Raw genomic sequence first — 7738 nt, forward strand, 5'->3', positions numbered from 1 at the left:
TCGAGCACGCGCGGCAAGAGCTTCTCCTGCGCATAGGCGTGTGCAGTCTCCTGCACCATGCGCTCCTCGTCCGTCAGCTGCTCCACCAGCCGGAAAGGATCGGCCCAGTCGAAGATCTCGCGGGTATGCTGCATGGTCGTTCCTCCTCGTTCGCCTGCCGGCGCGACTATCCTTCGGGCATAGACCCGCAGTCTGGAAGGGTCAACTCGCCGGACGATTTCAACGTCGATCTAACGCTTGGCCCAAGGCGGAATGAACCTGACATCGTCGCCAGCCACCGCCTCGCGCAGGAAGTCGATCACCGCCCGAACCCTCGGCGACTGGCGAAGATCACGATGGCATGTGATCCAGTAGTGCCGCCTGAGATCGACCTCGTCGGGAAGCACCCGTTCGAGTTCGGGATAGCGGCTGGCGAAGAAATAGGGAAGCACACACAGTCCAAGCCCGTTTCTGGTCGCCGTCAGCTGCGCAAAGATGCTGGAACTCTGGAACTGCGGCTTGATGCGCGGATGCACGTCGCCAAGATAGTCGAGGCCGGGCGCAAAGATCATCTCCTCGATGTAGCTGATGAAGGGATGCTCCAGCAGATCGTCGCGGCAGGTAATCGGCGCGCTCCTTTGCAGATAGTCCCGCGAGCCGTAGAGCTGAAGATGGTAGTCGGTGAGCTTGTCGGAGAAATAAGGTCCGCCCTTCGGCTCATCGAGCACGACGGTGATGTCGGCCTCCTTGCGCGACAGCGACATGATCTGCTGGATCGTCACCAGCTCGAGCGACAGGTTCGGATGGCGCGCGACGAACTTCGGCAGCACGCGCGCAAAGAAGAAGTTCGAGAAACCCTCCGGTGCGCTGAGCCGCACCACACCGCGCTGCGTCATTGCGCCGTCGATCAGGTCGGCGCGCAGCCGTTCGGTCTCCTGCTCCATCTTCTCGGCGGTCTCGACGAAGCGCGCACCCATCGCCGTCATCACGTAGCCTCGCGGGTTGCGCTCGAAGAGCTTGACGTTGAGCGCGAATTCCAGCCGATCGATGCGGCGTGAGACGGTCGCGTGACTGGTGCGCAATTGCCGCGCGGCAGTCGACAGCTGGCCGGTTCGGGCCACCGCCAGAAAGAACTGCAGGTCATCCCAGGTGAATTGCGGTGAATTGTTCATGCTGCCCCCGTCGGCCGTGGCATTGGCCGCTGATATTGGTCTTTCGTCTAATGCGCCGCAGCCCGCGCCGCCCTAAGTTCCAACAAAAGCGCCCTAACGATCTGCATTCATTGGGTCGGTGGCGCGGTAAAGCAATAGTTCTGTTCAAAAATGAACAGATACTGTTTGGAATTGGTTGTAAAGCGGCCTTGCCTGATCGGTGCAATTCCATGATCGTAAGGCACGCGCCGGCGGCTTTTGAGGAGAGCGGCTGGCCAAATCTGAACAGAACGGCATTCTGGTCAATCTCTGGGAGGAGAGAAATATGCGAAAGAGTCTCATTGCGTGCCTGGCATTTCTGCTTGCAAGCAGTACCGCGGTACTCGCCGATGGTGCATCCGACGGCAAGGTAAAGATCGGGATCCTGAACGACCAGTCCGGCGTCTACGCCGACTTCGGCGGCAAGTCCTCCGTTGAAGCAGCCAAAATGGCGGTCGAGGATTTCGGCGGTAAAGTGCTCGGCGTGCCCGTCGAGATCGTTGATGCCGACCACCAGAACAAGCCCGATATCGCGTCCAACATTGCCCGCCAGTGGTACGACACCGAGCAGGTCGACGCGATCATGGAATTGACCACGTCGTCGGTCGCGCTCGCAGTTCAGGCGATTGCGAAGGAGAAGAAGAAGATCGACATCGTCACCGGCGCGGCCACGACCGATCTGACCGGCAAGGCTTGCTCGCCCTACGGTTTCCACTGGGCCTATGACACACACGCTCTTGCCGTCGGCACCGGTGGCGCGCTCGTCAAGCAGGGCGGCGACAGCTGGTTCTTCCTCACCGCCGACTACGCATTCGGCTATTCGCTGGAACAGCAGACGAGTGACTTCGTCAAGGCAAACGGCGGCAAGGTGGTCGGCTCCGTCCGCCATCCGCTGTCGAACCAGGATTTCTCCTCGTTCCTGCTGCAAGCTCAGTCCTCGGGCGCCAAGGTCATCGGCCTTGCCAATGCCGGTCTCGATACCTCCAACGCGATCAAACAGGCCGCCGAGTTCGGCATCACCCAGGGTGGGCAGCACCTGGCCGCTCTGCTCTTCACCTTGGCTGAAGTTCACGGCCTCGGCCTGGACGCGGCGCAGGGCCTGACCCTGACGGAGGGCTACTACTGGAACCTCGATGACAAGAGCCGCGAATTCGGCAAGAAGTTCTTTGCCCGCACCGGCAAGATGCCGAACATGATCCACGCGGGCACCTATTCCGCCGTCCTCCAGTATCTCAAGGCCATCGACAAGGCGGGCACCGATGACACCGACGCCGTTGCCAAGCAACTGCACGAGTTGCCGGTTGACGATGTCTTTGGTCGCGGCGGCACTGTCGGCCCGAACGGTCGCATGATCCACGATATGTACCTGCTGCAGGTCAAGAAGCCGGCCGACAGCAAGGAGCCGTGGGACTACTTCAACGTTCTCGCAACAATTCCTGGCAAGGAAGCCTATATCGATCCCGCCAAAAGCGGTTGCACCGTGACGAATTGAACCCATGGCGGTTTCCGCACATCAATCGAGCGCAACACCGCGGGTGGTTCTTTCCGCCCGCGGCCTGCGCCGCGACTTCGGCGGCTTTAGTGCCGTCAAGAATGTCGATCTCGATGTCCACGACGCGAGCGTCCATGCGCTGATCGGCCCCAATGGCGCTGGCAAGACGACCGTCTTCAACCTGCTGACGAAGTTCCTGCAGCCGACATCAGGCACCATCACACTGATGGGCACGGACATCACCAAAACGGCACCGGACAAGGTGGCGCGTATGGGACTGGTGCGATCGTTCCAGATCTCCGCGGTCTTCCCGCATCTGAGCGTGCTCGACAATGTGCGCGTGGCGCTGCAACGGCCCAACAACCTGTCGACACAGTTCTGGCGCCCGCTGTCTGCGCTCGACGCGTTGAACGACCGCGCCGAACAGTTGCTGGCGAGGGTCGGCCTCTCCAAGGAGCGCGACGCGATCGCGGCGGATCTTTCCTATGGCCGCAAACGCGTCCTTGAGATCGCGACGACGCTTGCACTTGATCCGAGGGTGCTTTTGCTCGACGAGCCGATGGCGGGCATGGGCCACGAGGATGTCGGCGTGGTATCGGCACTCATCCGCGATGTGGCGCGCGACCGCGCCGTCCTCATGGTCGAACACAATCTGTCTGTAGTCGCCAACATCTGCCAGCACGTGACAGTGCTGCAAAGAGGAGAAATTCTCGCCGAGGGCGACTATGCAACGGTCAGTTCCGATGCGCGGGTGCGCCAGGCCTATATGGGCACGGAGGAGGGCTAATGGCGGCACTGCTGGAGGCTGAGGGGCTCAATGCCTGGTACGGCGAAAGCCACATCCTGCACGGCGTCGACATGCGGGTCGGCGAGGGTGAGACGGTGACCATCCTTGGGCGCAACGGCGTCGGAAAGACGACGACGCTGCGCACCATCACCGGCATCGTACGCGCCCGCAGGGGCAAGCTGACCTTCGCCGGCGTAGACATGATGCAAGTGCCCCTACACAAAACGGCGCATCGGGGCCTCGGCTTCGTGCCGGAGGAAAGGGGCATATTCTCGACGTTGACAGTGTCCGAAAATCTGCTGCTGCCGCCCGTGGTGGCCTCGGGTGGCATGGCGGTCGACGAGATCTACGAGCTGTTCCCGAACCTCTACGAGCGGCGCAACAGTCCGGGCACGAAACTGTCGGGCGGCGAGCAGCAGATGCTTTCGATCGCGCGCATCCTGCGCACCGGCGTTCGCATGCTGTTGCTCGACGAGCCGACCGAGGGCCTGGCGCCGGTTATCGTCCAGCGCATCGGCGAGGTGCTGAAGCAATTGAAGGAGCGCGGCATGACCATCCTGCTCGTCGAACAGAATTTCCGCTTCGCTAGCAAGATCGCCGATCGCTTCTATCTTATGGACCACGGACAGATGGTGTCGGAATTCCCGGTGGGTGAGCTGCCGGAGCGAATGGATACACTGCATAAGGTTCTGGGAGTGTGATCTGATGACGATGATCTTCGGCATTCCCCTGCAGGCGTTCATGGGTCAGTTGCTGATCGGGCTGATCAACGGTTCTTTCTATGCCCTTTTGAGCCTCGGTCTTGCCATCATCTTCGGCCTGCTGCGTGTCATCAACTTCGCACACGGCGCGCAATATATGCTCGGCGCCTTTGCCGCCTATCTTCTGCTTGCTTATGGCGGCATCGGCTATTGGCCGTCGCTGATCCTGGCACCGGTCATCGTTGGACTGGCGGGTGCGGTGATCGAGCGCTTGTTCCTTCGACGGCTCTATGACCTCGATCCGCTCTATGGCTTGCTTTTCACCTTCGGCCTTGCCCTGGCTGTCGAGGGGACATTCCGTTACCTCTATGGCTCATCGGGACAGCCTTACGCGCAGCCCCCCGTTTTGGCCGGCGCAGTCAACCTCGGCTTCATGTTCCTGCCGATCTATCGCGGCTGGGTCGTCGTCGTGTCGCTGGTAGTGTGCCTTGGCACCTGGCTTTTGATCGAGAAAACGAAGCTCGGCGCTTATCTCAGAGCCGCCACCGAGAATGCGACGCTCGTTCAGGCATTCGGTGTCAACGTGCCGGTTCTGCTGACATTGACCTACGCTCTTGGGGCGGGGCTTGCCGCCTTTGCCGGGGTCTTGGCCGCACCCATCTATCAGGTGTCGCCGCTGATGGGATCCAGCATGATCATCGTCGTTTTCGCCGTCGTCGTGGTCGGTGGGATGGGCTCGATCATGGGTGCGATCATTACGGGCTATGTACTCGGCATTGCCGAAGGCCTGACCAAGGTCTTCTATCCGGAGGCGTCCAACATCGTGATCTTCGTCATCATGGCAATCGTTCTTCTCATCAGGCCCGCGGGCCTCTTCGGCCGGGATGCATGACGATGACAGAGATCACCGAAACCATCAGGACGGAAAAGAGCCGGACCGCCCTTTCGGTGCAGACGGCCTTCCTGATCATCGGGCTGCTGCTCCTCTTGTTGGCACCGTTCTTCTTCTATCCGATCTTCCTGATGAAGCTCCTGTGCTTCGCTCTGTTTGCCTGCGCCTTCAACCTCCTGCTCGGCTACACCGGGCTCCTGTCGTTCGGCCACGCGACCTTCTTCGGCGGCGCGGCCTATTTTACGGCTCATGCCGTGAAGGAGTGGGGATTTTCGCCTGAGCTCGGCATTCTCGTCGGCGTCGCGGGTGCCGCGGTCCTCGGTCTCGTCATGGGGTTCTTCGCAATCCGTCGACAAGGCATCTATTTCGCGATGATTACGCTCGCCCTGTCGCAGATGTTCTTCTTCTTCTGCCTGCAGTCGGAGTTCACCCATGGCGAGGACGGAATCCAGTCCGTCCCACGCGGCCAGCTGTTCGGTCTCCTCGATCTCAACAGCTCCACCAACATGTATTACTTCGTGCTGGCCGTCTTCGTCGTCGGTATCCTCATCATCTGGCGCTTCATCAACTCGCCGTTCGGAATGATCCTGAAATCGATCCGCGAGAACGAGCAGCGGGCAATATCGCTCGGATATTCCGTCGCCCGCTACAAGCTTGGCGCCTTCGTGATGTCGGCGGCGCTTGCAGGGCTGGCGGGCGCGGTGAAGTCGCTGGTCTTCCAGTTCGCGACCCTGACCGATGTCGCCTGGCAGATGTCGGGCGAGGTGATCCTGATGACGCTGCTCGGCGGCATCGGCACGCTGATCGGCCCGCTGTTTGGCGCAGGCCTGGTGGTCACGCTGGAAAACTACCTGGCGACATCGGAATTCCCGGTGACGATCATCACGGGTGTCGTGTTCATGATTTGCGTGCTGATCTTCCGCCGCGGCATCATCGGTGAATTCTATGCGTCGCGCCTCGGTCGGAAGCTCGGCTTCGTCTACCGCCGCTAACCTGCGGGGTGGCAATTACATGGATCGCTTCGACTACATCATCATCGGTGCCGGCAGCGCCGGCTGCGTGCTCGCCAACCGGCTGTCCGAGGATCGCAACACACGCGTTCTTTTGCTGGAGGCCGGCGGCAGCGACAATTACCACTGGATCCACATTCCTGTCGGCTATCTCTACTGCATCAACAACCCGCGCACGGACTGGTGTTTCACGACCGCGCCACAAGATGGACTGAATGGACGAGTGCTCAACTATCCGCGTGGCAAGGTGCTCGGTGGCTGCTCCTCGATCAACGGCATGATCTACATGCGCGGCCAGGCACGCGACTATGATCTCTGGCGACAGATGGGATGCGCCGGCTGGAGTTGGGACGATGTGTTGCCGTTTTTCCGCAAATCGGAAGACCACTATCGCGGCGAGAGTGAACTGCACGGTGCGGGCGGGGAGTGGCGCGTCGAGAAAGCCCGCGTCCGCTGGGCCGTGCTCGACGCCTTTCAGGCCGCCGCCAAGGAGGCTGGCATTCCGCAGAGCCCGGATTTCAATACCGGCAACAACGAGGGATCAGGCTATTTCGACGTCAACCAGCGATCCGGCATTCGCTGGAACACCGCCAAAGCCTTTCTGCGTCCGGCGATACGGCGTGGCAACCTGACCGTTTTGACAAAGGCCCAGGTATCAAAGCTGGTGATCGAGGAGGGCGCCGTCAGCGGTGTTGACTATAACTATGGTGGCAGCACCAAACGTGCCTACGCGGCAAGGGAGACGATCCTTGCGGCGGGCGCGATTGGGTCCCCGCACATTCTGGAACTGTCGGGAGTTGGCCGCGGTGAGGTGCTCAAAAATGCGGGCATAGACGTCGTCAAGGAGGTGAGGAGCATTGGCGAAAACCTGCAAGATCACCTGCAACTGCGCCTGGCTTACAAGGTGACCGGCGTTCCAACCCTCAACGAGAAGGCGACGAGGCTGATCGGCAAGGCGGCGATCGGTCTGGAGTACCTTGTCAGGCGCTCTGGCCCGATGGCCATGGCACCAAGCCAGCTCGGCGTCTTCACCCGCTCCGGCCCCGATAAGGAAACACCCGATCTGCAGTATCACGTGCAGCCGGTGTCGCTCGACAAGTTCGGCGATCCGGTCCATCCGTTCCCGGCGATCACTGCAAGCGTCTGCAATCTGAGGCCGGAGAGCCGCGGCTCGGTACACGTGACGAGCCCGGATTTTGCCGCCCAGCCGACAATCAGTCCCAATTATCTCTCGACCGAACGCGATCGCGACATAGCTATCCGTTCGATACGCCTGACACGGAGGATCGTCGCGCAGCCTTCATTCGCGCGGTTCCACCCGGAGGAATTCAAACCTGGCCCGAACTACCACACGGACGCAGAACTGGCGCAGGCCGCCGGCGACATCGGCACGACGATCTTTCATCCCCTCGGAACTTGCCGGATGGGCGCCGATCGCGAAAGCGTCGTCGATCCGCGCCTGAGGTTCAGGGGGCTGGCGAAGTTTCGGATCGCAGACGCCTCGGTGATGCCGACGATTACGTCGGGCAACACGAATTCGCCGACGATCATGATCGCCGAAAAGGCGGCGGCAATGATCCTGGAAGACAACAGATAGGAGGTGGCATGAAAGGGCCGCGTCCTGGAAGGGATCACTGAGATGCAGATGATTATCGAGGGACAGTCACACTTCCAGCCTTTCGGCTTA

7 protein-coding genes and 1 pseudogene are annotated in these 7738 nt (G+C 60.8%); 6 read left to right on the forward strand and 2 right to left on the reverse strand.

The genetic code is table 11. The features are described 5' to 3' along the window. A pseudogene (locus FHT97_RS30380) lies at window positions 1-134 on the reverse strand (acyl-CoA dehydrogenase); the annotation flags it as partial. 96 nt (window positions 135-230) lie between these two features. Next, window positions 231-1151 carry a LysR family transcriptional regulator gene (locus FHT97_RS30385; protein WP_183865172.1) on the reverse strand — a complete coding sequence of 307 codons (921 nt, stop codon included), beginning with the start codon at window positions 1149-1151 and terminating at the stop codon, window positions 231-233. A gap of 304 nt (window positions 1152-1455) precedes the next feature. On the opposite strand from FHT97_RS30385, the gene FHT97_RS30390 reads away from it, so the two are divergent. From FHT97_RS30390 to FHT97_RS30415, 6 genes are read left to right on the forward strand one after another with little or no spacing between them, the layout of a single operon-like run. Then, entirely contained in the window at window positions 1456-2661 is a 1206-nt protein-coding gene (locus tag FHT97_RS30390) for an ABC transporter substrate-binding protein (protein ID WP_183758061.1), read from the forward strand. 4 nt (window positions 2662-2665) lie between these two features. Next, a complete protein-coding gene (locus FHT97_RS30395) occupies window positions 2666-3448 on the forward strand; it encodes an ABC transporter ATP-binding protein (protein WP_183758063.1) in 783 nt (260 codons plus the stop codon). After that, on the forward strand, window positions 3448-4149 hold the full coding sequence (locus FHT97_RS30400; RefSeq protein WP_183758065.1) for an ABC transporter ATP-binding protein: 702 nt from the start codon (window positions 3448-3450) through the stop codon (window positions 4147-4149). Before FHT97_RS30395 ends, FHT97_RS30400 begins: the two co-directional genes overlap by 1 nt. A 4-nt stretch (window positions 4150-4153) precedes the next feature. Continuing rightward, window positions 4154-5041, forward strand: coding sequence for a branched-chain amino acid ABC transporter permease (locus tag FHT97_RS30405; RefSeq protein ID WP_016557637.1), 888 nt, complete (start codon window positions 4154-4156; stop codon window positions 5039-5041). A gap of 2 nt (window positions 5042-5043) precedes the next feature. Further along, window positions 5044-6033 (forward strand): branched-chain amino acid ABC transporter permease, encoded by a 990-nt coding sequence (locus tag FHT97_RS30410; protein ID WP_183758067.1) that lies wholly within the window; start codon window positions 5044-5046, stop codon window positions 6031-6033. Window positions 6034-6052: 19 nt separating this feature from the next. Next, a complete protein-coding gene (locus tag FHT97_RS30415) occupies window positions 6053-7648 on the forward strand; it encodes an FAD-dependent oxidoreductase (RefSeq protein ID WP_183865174.1) in 1596 nt (531 codons plus the stop codon). Window positions 7649-7738: the final 90 nt, after the last annotated feature.

The sequence above is a fragment of the Rhizobium sp. BK399 genome, from assembly GCF_014194695.1.
Taxonomy (GTDB): Bacteria; Pseudomonadota; Alphaproteobacteria; order Rhizobiales; family Rhizobiaceae; genus Rhizobium.

Bases quoted from the DNA above. Each gene is read 5' to 3' on its own strand.
- FHT97_RS30390 (WP_183758061.1), top strand. From the start codon at position 1,456: ATGCGAAAGAGTCTCATTGCGTGCCTGGCATTTCTGCTTGCAAGCAGT.
- FHT97_RS30400 (WP_183758065.1), top strand. From the start codon at position 3,448: ATGGCGGCACTGCTGGAGGCTGAGGGGCTCAATGCCTGGTACGGCGAA.
- FHT97_RS30415 (WP_183865174.1), top strand. From the start codon at position 6,053: ATGGATCGCTTCGACTACATCATCATCGGTGCCGGCAGCGCCGGCTGC.
- FHT97_RS30385 (WP_183865172.1), bottom strand. From the start codon at position 1,151: ATGAACAATTCACCGCAATTCACCTGGGATGACCTGCAGTTCTTTCTG.
- FHT97_RS30395 (WP_183758063.1), top strand. From the start codon at position 2,666: ATGGCGGTTTCCGCACATCAATCGAGCGCAACACCGCGGGTGGTTCTT.
- FHT97_RS30410 (WP_183758067.1), top strand. From the start codon at position 5,044: ATGACAGAGATCACCGAAACCATCAGGACGGAAAAGAGCCGGACCGCC.
- FHT97_RS30405 (WP_016557637.1), top strand. From the start codon at position 4,154: ATGACGATGATCTTCGGCATTCCCCTGCAGGCGTTCATGGGTCAGTTG.